Source organism: Curtobacterium sp. A7_M15 (assembly GCF_030705415.1).
In the GTDB taxonomy this organism is placed as follows: Bacteria; Actinomycetota; Actinomycetes; order Actinomycetales; family Microbacteriaceae; genus Curtobacterium.
The window spans coordinates 1-17,412 of the sequence record NZ_JAUZED010000043.1 but is presented as its reverse complement, the minus strand read 5'-3'; the positions used below and the strand labels follow the sequence as shown (position 1 = coordinate 17,412).

18 protein-coding genes are annotated in these 17,412 nt (G+C 73.0%); 10 read left to right on the top strand and 8 right to left on the bottom strand.

Annotated elements, in window-relative coordinates:
- Positions 1-51 precede the first annotated feature (51 nt).
- The 3 genes from Q7F20_RS09740 (at position 52) to Q7F20_RS09730 (ending at position 2,231) form a co-directional block, all read left to right on the top strand.
- A complete protein-coding gene (locus Q7F20_RS09740) occupies positions 52-1,095 on the top strand; it encodes an Asp23/Gls24 family envelope stress response protein (RefSeq protein ID WP_305739901.1) in 1,044 nt (347 codons plus the stop codon).
- Positions 1,092-1,508, top strand: coding sequence for an MFS transporter permease (locus Q7F20_RS09735; RefSeq protein WP_305739900.1), 417 nt, complete (start codon positions 1,092-1,094; stop codon positions 1,506-1,508). Before Q7F20_RS09740 ends, Q7F20_RS09735 begins: the two co-directional genes overlap by 4 nt.
- Before the next feature lie 75 nt (positions 1,509-1,583).
- Positions 1,584-2,231, top strand: a complete 648-nt coding sequence (locus Q7F20_RS09730) for a gamma-glutamylcyclotransferase family protein (protein ID WP_305739899.1) — start codon at positions 1,584-1,586, stop codon at positions 2,229-2,231.
- Here Q7F20_RS09730 and Q7F20_RS09725 read toward each other — a convergent pair.
- The 4 genes from Q7F20_RS09725 to rimK all read right to left on the bottom strand — a co-directional run bounded on the left by Q7F20_RS09725 (position 2,207) and on the right by rimK (position 8,317).
- Positions 2,207-3,193 carry an NAD(P)-dependent oxidoreductase gene (locus Q7F20_RS09725; protein ID WP_305739898.1) on the bottom strand — a complete coding sequence of 329 codons (987 nt, stop codon included), beginning with the start codon at positions 3,191-3,193 and terminating at the stop codon, positions 2,207-2,209. The two genes, Q7F20_RS09730 and Q7F20_RS09725, sit on opposite strands and share 25 nt — an antisense overlap.
- Positions 3,190-5,964, bottom strand: coding sequence for an alpha/beta fold hydrolase (locus Q7F20_RS09720; RefSeq protein ID WP_305739897.1), 2,775 nt, complete (start codon positions 5,962-5,964; stop codon positions 3,190-3,192). The genes Q7F20_RS09725 and Q7F20_RS09720 overlap by 4 nt, the downstream gene beginning before the upstream one ends.
- Positions 5,961-7,034: a 3-oxoacyl-ACP synthase III gene (locus Q7F20_RS09715; RefSeq protein WP_305739914.1), complete on the bottom strand. Its 1,074-nt coding sequence runs from the start codon at positions 7,032-7,034 to the stop codon at positions 5,961-5,963. Before Q7F20_RS09715 ends, Q7F20_RS09720 begins: the two co-directional genes overlap by 4 nt.
- A gap of 89 nt (positions 7,035-7,123) precedes the next feature.
- Positions 7,124-8,317 carry a 30S ribosomal protein S6--L-glutamate ligase gene (gene rimK / locus Q7F20_RS09710; RefSeq protein WP_305739896.1) on the bottom strand — a complete coding sequence of 398 codons (1,194 nt, stop codon included), beginning with the start codon at positions 8,315-8,317 and terminating at the stop codon, positions 7,124-7,126.
- A gap of 66 nt (positions 8,318-8,383) precedes the next feature.
- Between rimK and Q7F20_RS09705 the strand changes: the two genes are divergently transcribed.
- Positions 8,384-8,866 carry a RimK/LysX family protein gene (locus tag Q7F20_RS09705; protein WP_305739895.1) on the top strand — a complete coding sequence of 161 codons (483 nt, stop codon included), beginning with the start codon at positions 8,384-8,386 and terminating at the stop codon, positions 8,864-8,866.
- A gap of 267 nt (positions 8,867-9,133) precedes the next feature.
- On the opposite strand, the gene Q7F20_RS09700 is transcribed toward Q7F20_RS09705, so the two are convergent.
- Both Q7F20_RS09700 and Q7F20_RS09695 read right to left on the bottom strand, forming a co-directional pair.
- Positions 9,134-10,027, bottom strand: a complete 894-nt coding sequence (locus Q7F20_RS09700) for an alpha/beta hydrolase family protein (protein ID WP_305739894.1) — start codon at positions 10,025-10,027, stop codon at positions 9,134-9,136.
- Positions 10,024-10,479 (bottom strand): Lrp/AsnC family transcriptional regulator, encoded by a 456-nt coding sequence (locus Q7F20_RS09695; protein WP_305739893.1) that lies wholly within the window; start codon positions 10,477-10,479, stop codon positions 10,024-10,026. Before Q7F20_RS09695 ends, Q7F20_RS09700 begins: the two co-directional genes overlap by 4 nt.
- Before the next feature lie 83 nt (positions 10,480-10,562).
- Here Q7F20_RS09695 and Q7F20_RS09690 point away from each other — a divergent pair, with 83 nt between their 5' ends.
- Positions 10,563-11,192, top strand: a complete 630-nt coding sequence (locus Q7F20_RS09690; RefSeq protein WP_305739892.1) for a LysE family translocator — start codon at positions 10,563-10,565, stop codon at positions 11,190-11,192.
- Here Q7F20_RS09690 and Q7F20_RS09685 read toward each other — a convergent pair.
- A complete protein-coding gene (locus Q7F20_RS09685; protein WP_305739891.1) occupies positions 11,143-11,751 on the bottom strand; it encodes a TetR/AcrR family transcriptional regulator in 609 nt (202 codons plus the stop codon). The genes Q7F20_RS09690 and Q7F20_RS09685 overlap by 50 nt on opposite strands.
- 53 nt (positions 11,752-11,804) lie before the next feature.
- On the opposite strand from Q7F20_RS09685, the gene Q7F20_RS09680 reads away from it, so the two are divergent.
- Positions 11,805-13,022 carry an MFS transporter gene (locus Q7F20_RS09680; RefSeq protein WP_305739890.1) on the top strand — a complete coding sequence of 406 codons (1,218 nt, stop codon included), beginning with the start codon at positions 11,805-11,807 and terminating at the stop codon, positions 13,020-13,022.
- Here the strand turns inward: Q7F20_RS09680 and Q7F20_RS09675 are convergent.
- On the bottom strand, positions 12,928-13,266 hold the full coding sequence (locus Q7F20_RS09675) for a YciI family protein (protein WP_305739889.1): 339 nt from the start codon (positions 13,264-13,266) through the stop codon (positions 12,928-12,930). The genes Q7F20_RS09680 and Q7F20_RS09675 overlap by 95 nt on opposite strands.
- Before the next feature lie 64 nt (positions 13,267-13,330).
- Here Q7F20_RS09675 and Q7F20_RS09670 point away from each other — a divergent pair, with 64 nt between their 5' ends.
- From Q7F20_RS09670 to Q7F20_RS09655, 4 genes are all read left to right on the top strand, one after another.
- Positions 13,331-14,590 carry a sensor histidine kinase gene (locus tag Q7F20_RS09670; RefSeq protein WP_305739888.1) on the top strand — a complete coding sequence of 420 codons (1,260 nt, stop codon included), beginning with the start codon at positions 13,331-13,333 and terminating at the stop codon, positions 14,588-14,590.
- Positions 14,572-15,252: a response regulator transcription factor gene (locus tag Q7F20_RS09665; RefSeq protein WP_305739887.1), complete on the top strand. Its 681-nt coding sequence runs from the start codon at positions 14,572-14,574 to the stop codon at positions 15,250-15,252. The genes Q7F20_RS09670 and Q7F20_RS09665 overlap by 19 nt, the downstream gene beginning before the upstream one ends.
- A gap of 152 nt (positions 15,253-15,404) precedes the next feature.
- On the top strand, positions 15,405-16,286 hold the full coding sequence (locus Q7F20_RS09660) for an ABC transporter ATP-binding protein (protein WP_305739886.1): 882 nt from the start codon (positions 15,405-15,407) through the stop codon (positions 16,284-16,286).
- On the top strand, positions 16,283-17,359 hold the full coding sequence (locus Q7F20_RS09655; protein ID WP_305739885.1) for an ABC transporter permease: 1,077 nt from the start codon (positions 16,283-16,285) through the stop codon (positions 17,357-17,359). The genes Q7F20_RS09660 and Q7F20_RS09655 overlap by 4 nt, the downstream gene beginning before the upstream one ends.
- The last annotated feature ends 53 nt before the right edge of the window (positions 17,360-17,412 follow it).

The window sequence follows — 17,412 nt, the reverse complement described above, 5'->3', positions numbered from 1 at the left end:
CGCCTGGTCGAGTGCCCCGACGCGTTCCGGCGGACCGAACGAGGAGGAACCATGCAGCACGACCCGAATGCGCACACACAGGTCACCGAGGTGCCCCTGCCCGCGGAGCTCACCGAGCCGCTCTCCGAGGACGCGAGCACCGTGGCGGTCGTTGCCCGGACCGCGGCGGAGACCGCACTGGGCGTCCCCGGCGTGCACCACCTCGGCGGGATCGCCGCCCGTGCCGCCGACCAGCTCCGGCAGCAGCTCGGCCGCAGCGCCGGCACCGCCGGGGTCCAGGTCGACGACGAGGACGGCGCGCTCGGCGTGCGCGTCTCCGTCGTCGTCAGCTACCCGCACCCGGTGATCGCCGTCGCCGACGAGGTCCGCAAGCAGGTGACGGCGGCCACGCGTCAGCTCTCCGACGTCCCGACATCCGTCGACGTCCGCGTCCTCGACGTGCACGGCCCGTTCGACGACGAGCCGTCGCCGCTCGGCCGAGCGGCAGAGGCCACCGGCGACGCGGTCAAGCAGGCCGCGACCGCGACGGTCGACGCCACCAAGCGGGCCGGCGACGCCACGGGTGAGGCACTCAAGGAGGCCGCGACGGTCACCGCCGACGCCACGAAGCGCGCTGCGTCCGCCACGGCCGACGTGACGAAGCGCACCGCGGACGCGACGGCCGACGTCGCCCGTCAGGCCGCCGACGCCACCCGCGACGCCGCGGAGGCCACTGCCGACGCGACCCGCCGTGCGGCGGACGCCACCGCTGACGCGACCCGTCGTGCGGCGGACGCGACCGCCGACGCCACGAAGCGCGCCGTCGACAGCGCCGCGGAGACCACCGGGAACGTCCGGGACGCGGCAGCGGAGACGCTCGTCCGGTCCTCGGAGCTCGCAGCGGACGCCGCCGACTCGGCGAAGGACGCCGCAGCCGGCGCACGCGATGCGGTCGTCGACGCCGCGGCCGCGCCGACCGCAGCGGAGTCCACTGCGCCTGCAGACCGTGCAGCCGCGGAGGACGCAGCGGCTGCGGCGGCAGCGTCAGCCGACGCCGCAGCGCAGGCGGCGGACACCGACGCGCAGGCCGCTCCACCACGCCAGGACCGCTCGTGACCACCGCGTGGTCGGGCAACCGTCGGACGAAGCTCCGGCGGCCCCGACCCCGCGGCGTCTGGATCGCGGGCGGCATCGGCGTCGTCCTGGTCCTCGGGACACTGCTCGGAGCGTTCCTGCCGCTCGTCGGGTTCCTCGGCGGGGTCACCGCCAGCACCGCGGGACTCGTGCCGTTCCCGTTCGTCCGGGTGACGATCGTGGCGCTGCTCGGGGCCGTCGTCGTCCTGGGACTGCTGCTCCTGGCCTTCACCCGACGGCACACCACCACGGCGACGATCGCCGTCGTGCTCGCCGTCCTGGTCAGCATCGCCGTGACCGCGATCCCGATCGTCCTGGTGGCGGTCGGTTCGGCGGACCGCGCTGGAGACGTGTGGCCGATCGTCACGGAGCTCTGGAACCGCTTCACCGGCTGACGGGCCAGGAGGCGCGGTGCGCGTGACCCGATCTGGGTCACGTGCCCCGCGCCTGGCGTCCGCTACGGTCGCCTCGTGCGTCGTCCTTCCCCCGCCCAGCGATGGGTCATCGGTCTCGGCGCGTTCGCGCTGCTCTGCTTCGTCGTCGGTCTCGTCGGCCTGGTCGTCGGACTCTCGAACCGGTACGGATGTCTCGGCGCGGGCGAGACCTGGCCGGAGTACGGCTGCCCCGGCGACGCCTCGGGCATCGTCTGGGGCAGCGTGCTCGGCGTCATCGGGCTGCTCCACCTCGGCCTGACCGGACTCGCCGGCGCGATCGTGTGGACATCCGCGCCGTCGATCGCTCCCGGCCGCCCGCGTCGCCCGTCCCCGAACGTCGGCGTGAACGTCGTGTTCTCCTACGGCACCCTCCGTCAGCCCGAGGTGCAGGAGACGCTGTTCGGCGGGCCGGTGCCGACCGCCGAGGATTCGCTCCCCGGCTGGCGGCTCGACTGGGTGACGATCACCGACCCGGCGGTGATCCGGACGAGCGGCTCGGACCGGCACCCGATCCTCCGCCGTGGGACGACGGACGACCGCGTCGACGGCGCGACGCTCTCGCTCGGCTACCAGTGGCAGATGCGTGCCGTCGACGACTACGAGGTCGCGGACTACCAGCGCATCGAGGTGACGCTGGCGTCGGGCACCACGGCCTGGGTCTACGTCGCCGCCGACGAGGCCTGAGCGGCAGCGAGCCGGCCGAGCCCCTCGTCGATCGACACCGCGGGCGTCCACCGGAGGTCGTGCCGGGTGCGCCGCTGGTCGAACCAGTGCGCCGTCGAGAGCTGCTCGGCGAGGAAGCGGGTCATCGGCGGCTCGTCCTCGCCCGGACGCACCCGCCACACCGCCTCGACGAGCGACCCGGCCACCCGGGCCACCGCCGCCGGCACGTGCACTCGCGGCGCCGGGACGCCGGAGGCCGTGCAGATCTCCGCGAGCAGGTCGGCGACCGGTCGGGGCTCCCCGTTCGTGACGACGTAGGCGTTGCCGTGGACGCCGTCGTCGGTGACGTGGTCGAGCGCTGCGACCATCGCGGACGCGGCGTTGTCGACGTAGAGCGTGTCGATGAGCGCCGCGCCGGAGTCGAGCAACGGTAAGCGGCCGGTGCGAGCGCGGTCGACGATCCGCCCGACGAGCTGCGTGTCGCCGGGTCCCCACACGAGGTGTGGCCGGACGGCGACGACGGCGAACCCAGGTGCGTCGGCCGCGAGCGCGAGCAGCTCGGCCGCGGCCTTCGTGCGGGCGTAGTCGCCCCGGGCCCGCTCCGGTTCGGCGGGCCCGGCGTCGGCTCCGACGAGTGAGAACCCGGTGTGCGCGACCGACGGCGACGAGACGAACACGAACCGCCCGACGCCGGCGCCGCGCGCGGCCTCGACGAGCGTGCGGGTACCGTCCACGTTCACGCGGACGAAGTCGGCGGGGTCGCCGGCGAGCGAGACCTTGGCGGCGAGGTGGACGACCGCCTCGACGCCGTCGACGGCCCGTGCCACGGCCGCGGGGTCGGTCATGGTGCCGAGGACGTCCGAGACACCCTCGACCCCGGACGGCCGGCGCTGGAACGTCCGGACTTCGTGCCCCGCGCCGCGCACGGCCGCGGCGGTCGCCTGCCCGAGGAACCCGCTCGCTCCGGTGACGAGGACCCTCACGGCCGGACCATCCGGCCACCGGACAGCACCGAGGCCGCCCACCGGGACAGCCGAGCGCGGTCGACCTTGGAGTTGTGCCGGATGTCGGTCGGCAGCTGGGGCACCGTCAGCACAGCGGCCAGGGAGATGCCCGCCGCGGCTCGGACGGCCCGAGCGAGGTCGGGGTGGGCGAGTGCCGGCCGACGCGTGCCGCGTGCGGCGATCGTCTCCACGACGGCGACGGCCTGCTGCGTGCCGCGGGGTCCGATGCCCGCGAGCCCGACACGGCCGACACCGGGGACGCGCTCGATCCGCTGCTCGGGCCCGACGGGCGTGACGACCCCGTCCGGCGTGGTGAGCACGTGCTGCAGGCGTCCCTCGACCCACAGCCGACCGGCGCCGTCGAGGTGACCGACGTCACCGGTGCGGTGTCCGCGCGGATCCGCCACGCCGAGCCGCGACACCCGGTTCTGGCGCCAGAGCCGGTCGTACCGCTCGCGGACGTGCGGGGCCGCGACGACGATCTCGCCCGTGACGCCGGGGGCGTCGGTGAGCGATCCGGAGGGGTCGCCGGAGTCGTCCAGCGGGGCGATCAGTACGCGGACCCCGGCGGCGGGTCGGCCCACGCAGATGCCGTCCTCGTCCGGGGCGTCGGCTGCTGCGGCCCGCACGCCGTCCAGGTCGACGTCGGTCATCAGCAGTCCCTCGGTCATCCCGTAGGGCGTGTGGGCGCTCGCGTTCGGCATGAGCTCGGTGGCCTCGGTCAGCAGCGCTGCGGAGACGGGAGCGCCGGCCGACAGGAACAACCGCACACGAGCGAGCGCCGCACGGTCCGCCGCCGTGAGCGCGTCGGCGGTCGCCACGACGTTGGCGACGGCGGCGGGTGAGAGGAACACGACGGTGGCGTCCGCCGCGGTGACCGAGTCGGCGACGGCACGTGCCGTGAGGGTGCGGGGAGCGGTGACGTCCATGTCGGGTGCGACCGACCGCGCGCCGAGCGCGGGGCCGAGCAGCGCGAACGGGGCGAAGCCGGCGACGAGGCCGGTGCCCACGCCGATGTCGTACTGGGCCGCGAGGGTGTCACGGACCGCCCCGAGCTGCCCGTGCGTGTACACGACGCCCTTGGCCGGACCGGTCGACCCGGAGGTGAACAGGACCGCGGCGGGTGCCCCAGGCGACGGCGCGTCGGGCAGCGGGGCACCCTGCGCGAGTCGCTGTGCGCCGCGTCGTGCGACCTCGGCGAGCGAGTGCTCGACCCGGAGCGCCCGACGCGCGGGTGCCGGCAACGAGACCGTCGCGATGCGCCGACCGGGCCAACCGAGCGCGCGAGCGGCCCCGAGGCCGGGCAGCGCGCCGATGATCCAGTCGGGACGGGCACCGCGGACCGCACGCGTCAGGCCGCGCAGCCCCAGGCCGGCGTCGGCCACGACGACGACCGCCCCGATCCGCACGCTGGCGTACAGGACGGCGGTCAGGTCGGCTCCGGGGGTGACGAGGAGCGAGACGCGGTCACCGGCGCGGACGCCGAGGTCGACCATCCCGGCGGCGATCTCGTCGACCCGGCGGGCGAGCAACCGCCACGAGACGGTGCGGGGGCCGCCGGGAGCGGCCATCTCGACGAGCGCGGCGTCGTCGCTGTCGCGCAGCTCGTCGAGTGCGGCCCAGAGCGGGCGACGCACGTCGGCGTCGGCGCCGGCGGGGGCCGGGAGGTGGGCCCCACCAGCCGGTTCCGGCGCACCGGGCCGACGGGGCGACGGCCGTGCCTGGAGGGACGGCTCGACACCCGCAGGAACGCGACCGTCCGGCAGGTGGTCGCCGAGCCACTCGAAGACCGTCCCGGCGACGTCGGCGTCGTCCGGCAGCAGGTGCCCGGCGCCCTCGAAGCGGTGGACGTCCGCGTGCGGCAGCCGCTCCGCGAGGTCGTCGAGGTAGCGCTCCAGGAACACCGGGTCGCGCGGCCCCCACAACACCAGGGCGGGGACCTCGAGCGCGGCGACGCCCGCGGCGATCCGGTCGAGCTCGGGTGCGCTCGGGTGGGTGCCGTCGACGGGGATGTCGGCCACGAACCCGCCGATGCCCCCGCGACGAGCGGCCCCTCGGTAGGGCGCCCGGTACGCGTCGGCGGCAGGACGGTCGAGCCTCGGGTGCGCGATCGCGAGGGTCGTCTCGAGGAACGCCGGGGTCAGGACGGTGGCGCGACCGAGGAGTTCCGGCCGGAGGGCGAGCCTGAGCGGCGCGGGGATCGGCGCGTCGTCCGGCTGGTGCACGGCGGTGTTGCACGTCGTGACCGCGATCACGAGGTCGGGGTGGTCCACCGCCCACCCGAGGGAGACGACCCCGCCCCAGTCGTGCCCGAGGGTGACGACCGGGCCGGACAGCCCGAGTTCGTCGGTCAGCGCGCCGAGGTCCCGCACGCGGTCCGCGAGCCCGTGCTGCTCGCCGGTGCGCTCCGAGAAGCCCATGTCGAGCTGGTCGACCGCGACGACCCGCCATGCCGGGCCTCCGGCGGCGGCGACGTCGAGCGAGGCGCGGAGCACCGACCGCCACAGGTACGACCACGTCGGGTTGCCGTGCACGCACAGCAGCGTGCCGACGGGCTCCACGCCGAGCGCGGCCAGGGAGCCGGCCGTGTCGAGGAGGTGCCACGAGCGCTCGGGGCGAGCCGTGCCTCCTGGGCCCGCCGTGGCGGGGACCGTGACGATGCGCGACCAGGCGGGGTCGAGTCCGGGCAGGGGCGGCGGGAGCGTCGCCGGAGCCGTGGCAGCGGCGACGCGCGGGAGGCCGGACCTCACCAGCGCAGCTCCATCATCGCCGTGTTGATGCCGGACCCGACACCGCCGAGGAACACCCGGTCGCCGGGGCGGATCGCACCGCGGGCGACCTCGTCCGCGAGGGTGATCGGGATCGACGCCGGACCGACGTTGCCGAACCGCTGGTAGGTGGTGGGGACCTTGTCACGCGGGACGCCGATGGCCTCGACGAAGGCGTTCGTGTGGACGTCGGAGACCTGGTGGAGCACGTAGCGGTCCATGTCGGCCCAGTCGAAGTGGGAGCGCGCCTCGTTCCAGGCGGCGACGACGAGTTCCATGCCGCCCTTGAGGAGCATCTTCGCGTCCGTGAACATGCCGTCGACGCTGCCGACGCAGAGGTCGTACCACTGCGTCGCCGCGCGCGTGACGCCGCCGACGATCCGGTGGCCGCCCGGGTGCATGTCCGCCGGACCCAGCACGGCCGCGGCGGCGCCGGACCCGAGCGTCAGGCTGGCGAACTCGCTCATGAAGTCCTTGCGGTTGCGGCCGCCCTGGTTCAGACGCTCGATGGTGTTGAGCTGCACCTGGTCGGCGTCCTCGCCGTCCACGACGAGCGCGTACTTGATCTGTCCGGAGTCGATCATGCCCGCGGCGACGCTCATCGCGTTGACGAACCCGAGGCAGGCGTTCGCGATGTCGAAGTTGATCGCGGACGACGGCAGGCCGAGCCCGTGGTGCAGGCGCACGGCGACCGACGGCTCGAGGTGCGGGCGGGTGACCGACGTGTTGATGAGCAGCCCGACGTCCTCGGGGCGGATGCCCGCCTCGGCCATGGCCCGGCGTCCGGCGTCGATGGCGGCGTCCTGGAAGGACTGCCCCTCGCCCCAGTTCCGGCGCTCCTTGACCCCGGCCACGCGCTCGAGCAACCCCATCGGCAGGCGCAGGCGTCGCAGCACCCCGCGGAGCTTCTCCTCGATGTCGGCCGACGTGGTCACGCGTTCCGCCACGGTCGTCGCGACGGAGAGCAGCGCGACGTTGTCGTGCTTGGCCGTGGCGTTGCCGGGCCGCTCCGTCTCGGTGCTCGTCGCCTGGTCGACCGGCCGTTCCGTCATGATCGTCACCGACACATACTTCCGCATCTGGCCTGGGTACGCGATCCGGAAGCGCTGACAGGCGGGGGACAGTGCGCTCCGGATGCGCCTCACGCCTCGGTCCGACGCGACTCCTTGGGCAGCTTGCGGACCTTCGCGCGACGCTTCCGGCGCTCGGGGATCATCGAGCGCATCTCCTCGAGCTTGCCGAAGCAGAGCAGGCGGTCGCCGGGCTCGAGGACGACACCGCTGCGCGGGTTCGGGATGACGCCGGAACCGCGGTGCAGCGTCAGGACGGTGATGTCGCGGTCCCAGAGACCGGACTCCTTGATGGTCTTCCCGACGAGGTCCGCGTTGGTGTGCACGAGCAGCTCGGCGACGCCGTACCCGGTCGAGACGGAGAGCCGCTGCCGGACGTCGATCTCGGGGAACGCCACCTGGTTCGCGATGAAGTCGATGATCGCGCCGGCGATGTCGAGGCCCGTGGCACGCTCGATGCCCTCGAGTCCCGGGGAGGAGTTGACCTCCATCACGAGCGGCCCCTCGTTGCCCTCGAGCATGTCGACGCCCGCGACCCGCAGGCCCATGATCTGCGCCGAACGGACGGCGGCCTCCTCGTACTCGGGCGTCAGCGTCACCTGCTCGACCGTCCCGCCGCGGTGCACGTTCGACCGGAACTCGTCGCCCGATGCACTCCGCCGCATCGCCGCCACCACCCGGTCGCCGACGACGAGCGCGCGGATGTCCTTGCCGCGGCTCTCCGAGATGAAGCTCTGGATGAGGACGTTCTGCTTCGTCGAGTGGAGGGTCTCGACGATCGACTCCGCCACCTTGGCCTCTGGTGCGAGGATCACGCCGATCCCCTGTGTGCCCTCGAGCAGCTTGATCACGACCGGCGCCCCGCCGACGCGCTCGATCGCCCCGCGGACGTCGGCGCGGCCGTTCACGAACGTCGTCGCGGGCATGCCGATGTCGTGACGCGAGAGGATCTGGTTCGCCCGCAGCTTGTCGCGCGAGTTCGTGATCCCGTTGGCGGTGTTCGGCGTGTAGACGTCCATCTGCTCGAACTGCCGGACCACCGCCGTGCCGTAGTACGTGATCGAGTTCCCGATGCGCGGCAGCACGGCGTCGTAGTCGGACAGGAGCTTGCCGCGGTACTGCAGGTCGGGGTCGTCGCCCGTCAGGTCGATCGCGAACCGGAGGGTGTTGAGCACCTTCACCTCGTGCCCGCGGTCGATCGCGGCGGCCCGGAGGCGCTCCGTCGAGTACGCGTGCGGCGCACGCGACAGGATGGCGAGTTTCATCGGGGGTGCTCCGGGGTGTGGGTATCGACGGCGACGCTCCATCCAAGCATGCGACAGGATGGGCACATGGCCCGAGATCCGAAGTCACCCAACGGCGGTCTCGTGGTCGCCGGTTGGCGGGAGTGGGCGGCCCTGCCGAGTCTCGGCATCCCCTGGATCAAGGTGAAGCTCGACACCGGTGCGCGGAGCTCGGCGCTGCACGCGTTCGACCTCGAGGAACTGCCCGGCGACCGCGTGCGTTTCTCGGTGCACCCCTGGCAGGACACCGATGCCGACGCCGTCACGATCGAGTGCGACGTGCACGACCGTCGCATCGTCCGGAGCTCCACCGGGCACACCCAGGAACGCATCGTGGTCCTCACCGAGATGTCCCTCGCCGGGCGTGTCTTCGAGGCCGAGGTCACGCTGAGCAACCGCGACCAGATGGGCTTCCGGATGCTCGTCGGCCGCGAGGCACTGCGCCGCGGCTTCCTCGTCGACCCAGCTCGCTCGTTCATGGCCGGCCGGGCGCCGAAGGAGATCCGCCGCCGCAACCGGGGGCGCGCCTGACGGCTGGCCGCGTCGGCCGATGCGGAGCCGCCCATGCGGGATGCGTGGAACCCGATCGCGCGGTGACCGTTCCGGTTCGCGGATCCCGGGGATCGTGAACCGGAACGGTCGACGACAGACTCGGGAACGGCCGTCGGCTCGACCCGCCGACGGACCGGAGGCGGGCCCCACCAGCCGGTACCGGCGCACCGCGCCAGCGGGGCGACGGCCGTGACTGGAGGGACGGTGCGGGCCCGACCCGCGCCTCCAGGCCGCCGTCGGCGCGGGTCAGGCCTGCAGGTGCCGACCCAGGAACCGCAACTGCTGCGGCGCGAGCCGCCGCCAGTAGGCGGTGGTGTGCCCGCCCGCCTCGAACCCACCGGCCGGTGCGGACTCGAAACCGTCGACGTACGCGCGCACGGCGGGCTCGAACCCGTCACCGGTGCCGCAGTCGACCCGGACCGCCACGCCGTCGAGCGAGGACTGTCGGCCGAGCACCGTGTTCGCCGCGAAGTCCGCGGGGTCGTCGAACGCGCCACGTGCCGTCTCCCCCGCCGATCGCCACAGCGCCGGGCTGATCGCCGAGACCGCACGCACCCGTGTCGAGCCGAACACGCCGGCGAGGTGGAGTGCACCGTAGCCGCCCATCGAGTACCCGGTGAACGCCAGCCGAGCGGTGTCGAAGCCGCGACGGGTGAGCAGCGGCAGGAACTCATCGACGACCATCGTGGCGGGGTCGTCGCCGTCGGCACGCCGGTGCCAGTAGCGGTTGCCGCCGTCGACCGCTGCGATCGCGAACGGCGCTCCGCCCGCGGCGACGTGTGCGGCGAGGAACCGGTCGTAGCCGAGGTGGGAGCCGAAGAAGTCCGTGTGGTCGTCGCCGTAGCCGTGCAGGGCGACGGCGACCGGCAGGGGGCCGTCAGCCTCCGGCGCGGCGATCGTCCAACCGACCTCGAGACCCTTCCGAGCGTGGGACGTGAACGCTCCGGACACCGACGGCACCGGCGCGACGTCCGGGATCGTGCCCGCCGGGCCGTCGAGGCCGAGCATGCGGTACATCGTCGAGCGGCCGGGGAGCAGCCGGAGGTTCACCGCCTCGGCAGCGGCACCGGCGACGACGACCGCAGCGCCGCCGGCGAGGAGGGAGCGGCGGGTAATCCGGGCCGCGCGTGAGGTGGTCATGCGAGCGGGACGATGCCGTCCGAGGTCACACGCTTCATCACGAGGGTCGAGGAGATCCGCAGCACACCGGGCAACGTACCGAGTTCGGTGTCGTAGAACTCCTGGTACGCGCCGAGGTCTCGTGTGAGGACGCGCAGGAGGTAGTCGGGATCGCCGAACAGCCGCTGCGCCTCGACCACGTTCGGCATCGACCGGACGCGTTCCTCGAAGCCAGCGACCGTCTCGACGTCCGTGCGGGCGAGGGTGGCGAACACGATCGCCTCGAAGTGCAGTCCGACGGCCTCGGGCGAGACCACCGCGCGGTACCGCTCGATCGCCCCGGACTGCTCCAGGGCCTTGAGACGGCGGTGGCACGAGGACAGGCTCAGCCCGACCGACGCGGCGAGGTCGGTGGCACTCATCCGACCGTCGTGCTGCAGTAGTGAAAGGATCTCCCGGTCAAGCGCGTCCATGGCGGCGATCATTGCAGAAGAACCGCGTGTTCGCCGGGAGAACCGGAGCACATCCCGCGCGATCCGCCGTAGCGTCTCGGTTCGTGGACCTGACCCTCGTGCTGCAGTTCTGGACGGTTGCGATCCTCCTCGCCCTGACGCCGGGAGCGGACTGGGCGTACGCGATCGCGGCGGGGTTGCAGCCCCGATCGGTGGTGCCGTCGATCCTCGGGATGGTGAGCGGGTACGTCGTGGTGGTCGCCGTCGTGGCACTCGGCATCGGCGCACTCGTGACGGAGTACCCGGCGGCCCTGACCGCCCTGACGCTCGCCGGGGCCGCCTACCTGCTGTACCTCGGCGTCAGCACCCTGTTCGTTCGTCTCGACGCCCCCGTCACCGCGAGTGCACGCCCGGTGGGGTCGAGCGCCTGGACACGGTTCGTGCGTGGCGCCGGGGTGAGCGGCATCAACCCGAAGGGCGTCCTGCTGCTCCTGGCGCTCCTGCCGCAGTTCGTCGCACCGGGCGGGTGGCCGGCTCCGCTGCAGATGGGTGTCCTCGGCAGTCTGCACCTGCTGGACTGCGCGGTCGTCTACCTGCTCGTCGCCCTCGCAGCGAGGCGGATCCTCGGGTCGCGACCGAGGGCAGGCCTCGTGGTGACGAAGGTCTCCGGGGCACTCATGGTGCTCATCGGCCTCGGCCTGCTGGCCGAGCAGCTCGTGCACCTGCTGCACTGATCGCGGACCCGAGGAGCGCGTCGGCGACCGCTCGCGCCGTACCGGTCCCGAGGCCTGGCTCGCGGAGGCGCATCGCGAGGTACCCCGAGACGACGAGCAGCAGTTGCTCGGCGAGCGCTCCGGCGTGAGCGCCGACCACGGGCGCGGCGCACTCGGCCAGTCGCCGCCGCAGGGTGTCGGTCTCGCGGTCGAGGACCGCGCGCACGTCGGACGGGGCGTCGACGTACTCCGCCGCGGTCCCGAGGAACGCGCACCACCGGGATCCCGACGGCGTGGAGCGGTAGGCGTCGAGGGCGTCGAACACCGCGAGCAGTCTGCCGCGGTCGTCTTCGGCGGCGTCGATCGCCCGGTCCCACGTGGCGAGCCAGTCGTCGTGTCGACGGGTCAGTGCTGCGGCGACGAGCGACTCCTTGCTGGTGTACCCGCGGTAGAGGGTGGCGCTCGAGATCCCGGCGCGCTCGAGGACGGCGTCGATCGGCGTCGCGGCGATGCCCTGCGTGAAGAAGAGTTCCTCGGCGGCGTCGAGGAGCTTCTGCTCGGTTCCTGGACGCATCGCCATGAGAGCACCCTAGGCTCTCAAAAGTGAAACGATCGTTTTCGTTACGAGAGCCAGTGTTCCTGGGGAGCGGTCTCGGCCTGATCGCGGCGACCTACGGTCTGGTGCGGCTGGCGTTCGGACTGTTCCTGCCGGACGTGCAGCGGGACCTCGGGCTGCGAGCCGACGCCGCGGGGTGGGTCTCGTCCGGGGCCTCGGCGCTGTACTGCGTCGGGGCCGTGGTCGGGTACCGCTTCGCGGGCTGCGTACCCCGCGTGCTCGTGGCGGTCGCCGCAGCCGTCGCGGGCGGTGGCGCACTCGGCATGGCCGCGGCGGCCGGACCCACGGCGTTCGCGATCGCCTCAGTCATCGGTTCGACGGGCGCCGGACTCGCCTCGCCAGCGCTCGTCAGCCTCGTGACGGGTCTCGTGCCGCAGGAAGCGCAGGGACGAGCGCAGGCCGTGGTGAACGCGGGCACCGGGCCCGGCCTCGTCGCCGCGGGCGTGCTCGCGCTCGTGCTCCTGCCCGACTGGCGGACCGCCTGGATCTGGTCGGGGTTCGCCGCACTGGTCGTCGGGGCGGTCCTGCTCGTGTCGTCGTGGTCGCCGCGTCGGACGGCGACGGACGGTCAGGGCTCCGCCGATCGAGCACCCGCCCCAGCTCCGGATCGGGCGTGGTGGTCCGCGCACCGTTCGGTCCTCCTGCTCGCCCTGGCGTTCGGAGCGGGTTCGGCGGTCGTGTGGACGTACGGTCGGACGGTGCTCGTCGAGGCTGGCGCACCGGTCCCGGTCTCGGTGTCCGCGTGGATCGCGCTCGGCGCGGGTGGCGCCGCGGTCGTGGTGACCGCCCGGTGGACGAGCCGCCTCGGCGCCCGGACGCAGTGGACGATCACCACCGCAGCGGTCGCCCTCGGCGTGCTGGCGCTCGGCACGGTGCCGCAGTGGACACCGGTGGCGCTCGTCGCCTGCGCCGTGTTCGGCTGGGGGTACACAGCAGCGACCGGGGCGCTGATCGCGTGGACCACCGAGATCGATCCGGAGCGGTCCTCGGCCGGCACCTCGGTGCTCTTCGTCGCCCTCGTCCTCGGCCAGGCCGGCGGTGCCGCGGCGGCCGGAGCGGTCGTCGAGCCTCTGGGGTCCTTCGGCACGTTCGGGGCCGGCGCTCTCGTGACGGCCGTCTGCGCCGTGCTCGGTGCACGGGTCAGAGCAACGGGCGCAGCTCGATCTTCCGGTTGCACGCAACCGACGCCTCCCGCGCGACCTGCAGCGCGGTCTCGGCGTCCGGCAGGTCCATGACCCAGAACCCGGCGACGAACTCGGTCGGACCCCCGACGAGCCCCGGCGTGGTGGTGGGCTCGGCGAGACGAGCGTCGACCACCACGGCGTCCGACGGCGCCGACACCCCGGCGGCGAAGACGACGGCGTCGCTGAGCCGTTCGTTGAGCGCGTCGACCGCCTCCATCTCGACCTCGGTCGCCGATTCGGTCCGACCCGCGGCCGCGGCCTGCCCGTCGTCGATGACGTTGACGAGGAACTTCATGGTGCCTCCCCTGTTCGGTCAGCGGCAGGCTACTCCGGCGACCGCACCCGCTACCGTGGTCACCATGGGGACGACCGCGGAGTGGTCGCGGCTGCCGGTGGGGCGCCGCGAGTTCCGGCAGGACGCGCTCCTGGCACTCGTCCTCGGCGTCGGACTCGCGGTCACCACGATGCTCTACGGGTCGGCCGGGACCTACGGCGACGACCAGGCCGAGTGGTGGGTCTCGGCGCTGCTCGTCGTGGCGAACGCCGCACCGGTCGCGTTCCGTCGCCGCTGGCCGATGACGATGGCCGTCGTCTCGGCGCTGGCGTTCGCGGCGACGCAGATCCTGCACGTACCCGAGGTCTTCCTCGTCAACTTCACGCTGTTCATCGCCCTGTACACGGTCGGTGCGTGGTGCTCGGACCGTGTGCGGGCCGAGGTGGTGCGCTGGGTCGTCATCGGCGGCATGTTCGCCTGGTTGTTCGTCGCGATCGCCTTCGGCTGGGCGGTCCCGAACGCGCTGCCGAACGACGACGGCGGACTCATCCCGCCGTACATCGCGCTCTCGTTGCTCAACATCGTGATCAACGTCATCTACTTCGGCGCCGCCTGGTACGCCGGCAACCGGGCCTGGGCGTCGGCGGTCGCGAAGCACGAGCTCGACCTCCGCACCGCCGAGCTCGCCGCCGAACGCGAGCGGAGCGCTGCGCAGGCGGTGACGCTCGAGCGAGTGCGCATCGCTCGCGAGCTCCACGACGTCGTGGCGCACCACGTGTCACTGATGGGTGTGCAGGCCGGTGCGGCCCGACGCGTGATCGACCGGGACCCGGAACAGGCGTCGGCGTCGCTCGGCGTGGTCGAGGGGAGCGCACGCACTGCCGTCGAGGAACTCCGTCGGATGCTCGGCACGCTGCGCGCAGAAGGGGACGTCGAGGACGACGGTGCCCCGAGCACCGAAGGGCTCGGCAGGATCGGTGAGCTCGCCGAGTCCGCCCGTACCGCGGGACACCCGACCGACTACGTCGTGGTCGGCAGCATCCGCGACGTGCCGCCGACGGTCTCGGCGGTCGCGTACCGGATCGCGCAGGAAGCGGTGACGAACGTCCTCAAGCACGCGGGTCCGAGCGCCCGGGCGGACGTTCGGGTGCGGTACCTCGACGACGGCGTCGAGGTCGAGGTCACCGACGACGGACACGGCGAACGGGCACCGCGGAACACCGCGGGCAGCGGACTCGGCCACGTGGGCATGCGCGAACGCGTCGCCGCGGTGGGCGGACGGATCGAGATCGGGCCGCGCGCCCGGGGAGGCTGGCTGGTGCGGGCATGGCTACCGACGACCTGACCATCGTGCTCGCGGACGACCAGGACCTCGTCCGGGCCGGCTTCCGTGTGATCCTCGAGTCCGAACCCGGGTTCCGGGTGGTCGGCGAGGCAGCAGACGGCGCCGAGGCCGTCGACGCCGTGCGGATGCTCCGACCGGACGTGGTGTGCCTCGACGTCCAGATGCCGAACGTCGACGGGCTCGAGGCGGCCCGCAGGATCGCCGCGCTCCCGGAGCCCCCGGCCGTGCTCGTCCTGACGACCTTCGACCACGACGACGCCCTCTTCCAGGCGCTCGAGGCCGGGGCGAGCGGCTTCCTGCTGAAGAACGCCTCCCCCGAGCGACTGATCGACGCCGTCCGCACCGTGGCGGCCGGCGACGCGCTGCTCGCCCCGGACGTGACCCGTCGGGTGATCAGTCGGGCGACCGCCGCCTCGGGGACGCCCGCGGCACCGGACGGCGCGGAGGCGGTCGTCACCGCCGGGCTCACCGAACGCGAGACCGACGTGCTCCGACTCCTCGCCCGGGGGCTGAGCAACGCCGAGATCGCGACGGAACTCTGGGTCGGCGAGGCGACGGTGAAGACCCACGTGTCGAACGTCCTGCAGAAGCTCGGACTCCGAGACCGCATCCAGGCGGTCGTGTGGGCCTTCGAGCACGGCGTCGCCGGCACCCCGGCCTGACCCGGTACCGCAGGCCGACCCAGCACCGCAGCGCTCCCCCACGTGGCGGAGTCCGCGCCGCCTCGATCCCCGTCCCCAGCCGGAGGCGCCCGACGCACCCCGCCCAATAGCGTCGACGCAGGCGGAGTGAACCGCCGTGAGAGGGGAACGACATGCTCACCATCGACGGGGTGACCAAGCAGTACGGCGATCGCCGCGTGCTCGACGACGTGACGTTCACGGTCGGCGACGGACGCCTGACCGGGTTCGTCGGCGGCAACGGCGCCGGCAAGACCACCACGATGCGGATCCTGCTCGGCGTGCTCCAGGCGGACGCCGGCACGGTGTCCATCGACGGCACCACGATAGGCCCGGCCGACCGTCGCCGCTTCGGCTACATGCCGGAGGAGCGCGGGCTCTACCCGAAGATGCCGGTCGCGGAGCAGATCACGTACTTCGCTCGGCTGCACGGCGTCGACAAGCGGACCGCGGCGAGCCGCACCACCGACCTGCTCGACCGGCTCGGTCTGGCGCCGCACGCCACCGACGCCGTCGAGAAGCTGTCGCTCGGCAACCAGCAGCGCGTGCAGGTCGCCGCCGCGCTCGCCCACGACCCCGAGGTCCTCGTGCTCGACGAGCCCTTCTCCGGCCTCGACCCGATGGCCGTCGACGTCGTGCTCGCCGTCCTGCGCGAGGCCGCGGCGGGCGGTGTGCCCGTGCTGTTCTCGAGCCACCAGTTGGACGTCGTCGAGCGGCTCTGCGACGACGTCGTCGTGATCGCCGGCGGCACGATCCGCGCCGCCGGTCCGCAGGAGGAACTGCGGAGGCAGGCCGGCCCCGCCGCGTGGGAGCTCCTCGTCGACGGCGACGTCGCTTGGCTCCGCGACGAACCGGGCGTCACCGTCCGCGAGTTCGACGGCGGGTACGCGGTGTTCGAGGCCGACGACGCCACCGCACAGCGCGTGCTGCAGCGGGCCGTCCAGCACGGCACCGTCGGGTCGTTCTCGCCGCGTGTCCCGCGGCTCAGCGAGGTCTTCCGGGAGGTCGTGCGATGAACGGCTCGTTCGTCCAGTCCGTGCGGCTCGTCGCCGCGCGCGAGATCCAGGCCCGCGTCCGCAGCAAGGCGTTCGTCGTGTCCGCCTGCATCCTGATCCTCATGGTCGTCGCGTCGATCGTCGTCGGCGGCATCGTCGGCAAGGCCACCGCGGGCGACACCACCCCGGTGGCGGTCGTGAGCGGCGTCGACCTGCCGACCAGCAAGGGGCTCGACGTCACCGAGGCGCCGACCGCGACCGCCGCCGAACGACTCGTCGAGAACGGCGACGTCGACGCGGCGGTCCTGCCGTCCGACGACCCGCTCGGCTACAAGGTCGTGGGACTCGACGACGCCCCGACCGACGTCGTCCAGGCGCTGAGCGTCTCCCCCCGGATCGAACTGCTCGACCCGAACGCGATCCCCGGCGGCCTCGTCTACATCGTGGCGCTGGCGTTCGGGGTCGTCTACTTCGCGTCCGCCGTGACCTTCGGCCAGTCGATCGCGCAGAGCGTCGTCGAGGAGAAGTCCACCCGCGTGGTCGAGATCCTGATGGCGGCGATCCCGGCCCGGGCACTCCTCGCCGGCAAGGTCCTCGGGAACAGCGTCATGGCGTTCGCGCAGATCGTCGCGGTGGCGATCGCGGCGGCGGTGACGCTCGCGGTCACCGGGCAGGACAACATGTTCACGGTCCTCGGACCGAGCATGCTCTGGTTCGTCGGGTTCTTCGCCATCGGCTTCGTGCTCGTCGCCTCGCTGTTCGCGGCGGCCGCGGTCCTCGTCTCCCGTCAGGAGGACGTCGGCAGCGTCACCACCCCCGTGATGATGCTCGTGATGATCCCGTACATCCTCATCATCGTCGCGTACGACAACCCGACGGTCCTGGGCGTGATGTCCTACGTGCCGTTCAGCGCACCGATCGGGATGCCGATGCGCATCTTCCTCGGGAGCGCCGAGTGGTGGGAGCCGATCCTCTCCCTGGTCATCGTGGCGGTCTCCGTCGTGGTCGTCGTGGTGGTCGGCGCGCGGATCTACGAGAACGCCCTGCTGCGCACCGGCGGTCGGGTGAAGCTGGCGGAGGCACTGCGCGGCTGACGCCGAAGAAACGGACGGGAGGCGCGGTGCGGGTGAGCAGATCTGCTCACCCG

Excerpts from the sequence above, each read along its gene's own strand:
- Q7F20_RS09740 (WP_305739901.1), top strand. The coding sequence starts at position 52 with ATGCAGCACGACCCGAATGCGCACACACAGGTCACCGAGGTGCCCCTG.
- Q7F20_RS09655 (WP_305739885.1), top strand. The coding sequence starts at position 16,283 with ATGAACGGCTCGTTCGTCCAGTCCGTGCGGCTCGTCGCCGCGCGCGAG.
- Q7F20_RS09715 (WP_305739914.1), bottom strand. The coding sequence starts at position 7,034 with ATGACGGAACGGCCGGTCGACCAGGCGACGAGCACCGAGACGGAGCGG.
- Q7F20_RS09695 (WP_305739893.1), bottom strand. The coding sequence starts at position 10,479 with ATGGACGCGCTTGACCGGGAGATCCTTTCACTACTGCAGCACGACGGT.
- Q7F20_RS09705 (WP_305739895.1), top strand. The coding sequence starts at position 8,384 with ATGGCCCGAGATCCGAAGTCACCCAACGGCGGTCTCGTGGTCGCCGGT.
- Q7F20_RS09685 (WP_305739891.1), bottom strand. The coding sequence starts at position 11,751 with ATGGCGATGCGTCCAGGAACCGAGCAGAAGCTCCTCGACGCCGCCGAG.
- Q7F20_RS09665 (WP_305739887.1), top strand. The coding sequence starts at position 14,572 with ATGGCTACCGACGACCTGACCATCGTGCTCGCGGACGACCAGGACCTC.
- Q7F20_RS09670 (WP_305739888.1), top strand. The coding sequence starts at position 13,331 with ATGGGGACGACCGCGGAGTGGTCGCGGCTGCCGGTGGGGCGCCGCGAG.
- rimK (WP_305739896.1), bottom strand. The coding sequence starts at position 8,317 with ATGAAACTCGCCATCCTGTCGCGTGCGCCGCACGCGTACTCGACGGAG.
- Q7F20_RS09660 (WP_305739886.1), top strand. The coding sequence starts at position 15,405 with ATGCTCACCATCGACGGGGTGACCAAGCAGTACGGCGATCGCCGCGTG.
- Q7F20_RS09675 (WP_305739889.1), bottom strand. The coding sequence starts at position 13,266 with ATGAAGTTCCTCGTCAACGTCATCGACGACGGGCAGGCCGCGGCCGCG.
- Q7F20_RS09700 (WP_305739894.1), bottom strand. The coding sequence starts at position 10,027 with ATGACCACCTCACGCGCGGCCCGGATTACCCGCCGCTCCCTCCTCGCC.